General features: G+C 53.7%; 3 protein-coding genes. 2 read left to right on the top strand and 1 reads right to left on the bottom strand.

The window, feature by feature from the left end:
- Positions 1-276 (top strand): FKBP-type peptidyl-prolyl cis-trans isomerase (locus tag HEQ34_RS14315; RefSeq protein ID WP_296201587.1); only part of this gene is annotated, 276 nt, incomplete at its 5' end.
- A gap of 237 nt (positions 277-513) precedes the next feature.
- Entirely contained in the window at positions 514-1,551 is a 1,038-nt protein-coding gene (locus tag HEQ34_RS14310; protein ID WP_296201586.1) for a VacJ family lipoprotein, read from the top strand.
- A 14-nt stretch (positions 1,552-1,565) separates the two neighbouring features.
- Here the strand turns inward: HEQ34_RS14310 and HEQ34_RS14305 are convergent.
- Positions 1,566-1,745, bottom strand: a 180-nt coding sequence (locus HEQ34_RS14305; RefSeq protein ID WP_296201585.1) for a fumarate hydratase C-terminal domain-containing protein, incomplete at its 5' end; no start/stop codon positions are given.

The following is a 1,745-nucleotide window of genomic DNA, read 5'->3' as shown; positions in this document are numbered from 1 at the left end:
GGCAAATATCGCCTGTGGATTCCAGCTGAGCTTGGTTATGGGCCAGAGGATCAGCGCAACCCGCAAACAGGCGAAGTCGCCATTCCGGGCGGAAGCGAACTGACATTCGATGTCGAGCTGCTCGAGTTCAAGTCGCGCGCGGAAATCGAAGCAATGCAAAGGCAGATGCAGGAGATGCAACAACAAGGCGGCGCTGGCGGCCAAGACGGCGGCGCGGCGCAGGGCCTGCCACCCGAAATTCAGGCGCAAATCGACGCCCAAATGCGCGGTCAGTAAGGGCAATATTGGCTCTTTTTAAGCTGTAAGATTTTGTGGTAGCTCTTCGGTAGTCACTTGTTTCTGCGCGATAAAGCTGCTTATAGTGGGTCGTGGACAAACGACAGCCACCGCAAGATCTGCATAGGCACCAATCTATGCAAGGGGCATGCTACGTGCGTTGACTAATGTTCATCGCCCGGACATCAGGCTTGGGCCAAAAAGGGACGAGGCAGAAACCATCAAGAGGAGCCGAAGTTGAGTATTACCAATATCGTAGCGATGGCTATGCTCTCCGGATCGCTGCAATGCCCGCCCGCCAACGAGGCACCCAGAGCAGTTGAAGCTGCGAATGCATCTGCACCAGTCACCGTTCCAATGCCAGTATCGGTTCAGGCCGCCGATAATGCCGGTGTTGTAAGTGCGCCTGTTGTTAATCCCGACATCCCCGCCGAAGAACCATTACCTTCCGACACCACAACGCAGGCCGATCCGGCCACTGCTATGGCAACAGACAAAAACATCATCGTGGTTACCGCAAGAACAGGGCCGCCGCCGGGTGATCCCGTAGAGGCTGTCAATGAAGTGTCGTTCGCCGCAGTCCAAGCGATCGACGGAGCAATCATCGCGCCTGTTGCCCAAGGTTACAAAGCAGCCGTGCCCAATCCCATCCGCGACGGAATACATAATGTCATAAACAACCTTGATGAGCCGATCGTCTTTGTAAATTTTTTGCTGCAGTTGAAAATCGGCAAGGCGTTGGAAACTGTAGGTCGTTTTGCGATCAACTCAACGGTGGGTATCGCCGGACTCGTGGATGTCGCGAAAAAGAAGCCTTTCAATTTGCCGCGCCGTTCAAACGGTTTGGCAGATACTTTGGGCTTTTATGGCGTAGGGCCAGGGCCGTATCTTTTCCTGCCAGTGTTTGGTTCGACGACCATTCGCGATCTGCTTGGACGGGTCGTCGACATGTCGCTGTTACCAACGGCAGTTGGAAAGCCCTTTACCGATCCAATCGTATCAGCTTCCAAAGGGATACTTTCGTCTATCGACGACAGGGTCCGGAATGATGACATCCTGACGCGAGTCCAGCAAAGCGGGAATCCCTATGCCGCAATGCGCGAATATTATTTGAAGAAGCGGCAAGCAGAAATTGATGTATTGAAGGGCAAAAGGTGCAATGCCGATATCAATCTGGTAGATCTGGAATTTATGGATTCCTTGCCCACAGCGCCAGCCCAACCGACAGCGCCAGCCAAGCCCATAGTGCAATCACCAACACCGCCGGTGCAATAAACCTCACGGCTTATCTAACCGGATAATAGCCCCTCATCCTTGATGCGTTTTTGCCAATACGCGAGCGCGAGTTGGTGGACATTGTTGCCGTCGCTATCGACCGCAACGGTTACGGGGAAGTCCTGCACTTCAAACTCGTAAATGGCTTCCATGCCTAAATCTGCAAAGCCGACGACTGTGCTGCCCTTAATGGC

Source organism: Sphingorhabdus sp. (genome assembly GCF_023910635.1).
GTDB lineage: Bacteria > Pseudomonadota > Alphaproteobacteria > Sphingomonadales > Sphingomonadaceae > Sphingorhabdus_B.
This window is presented reverse-complemented; position numbering and strand designations above follow the sequence as displayed.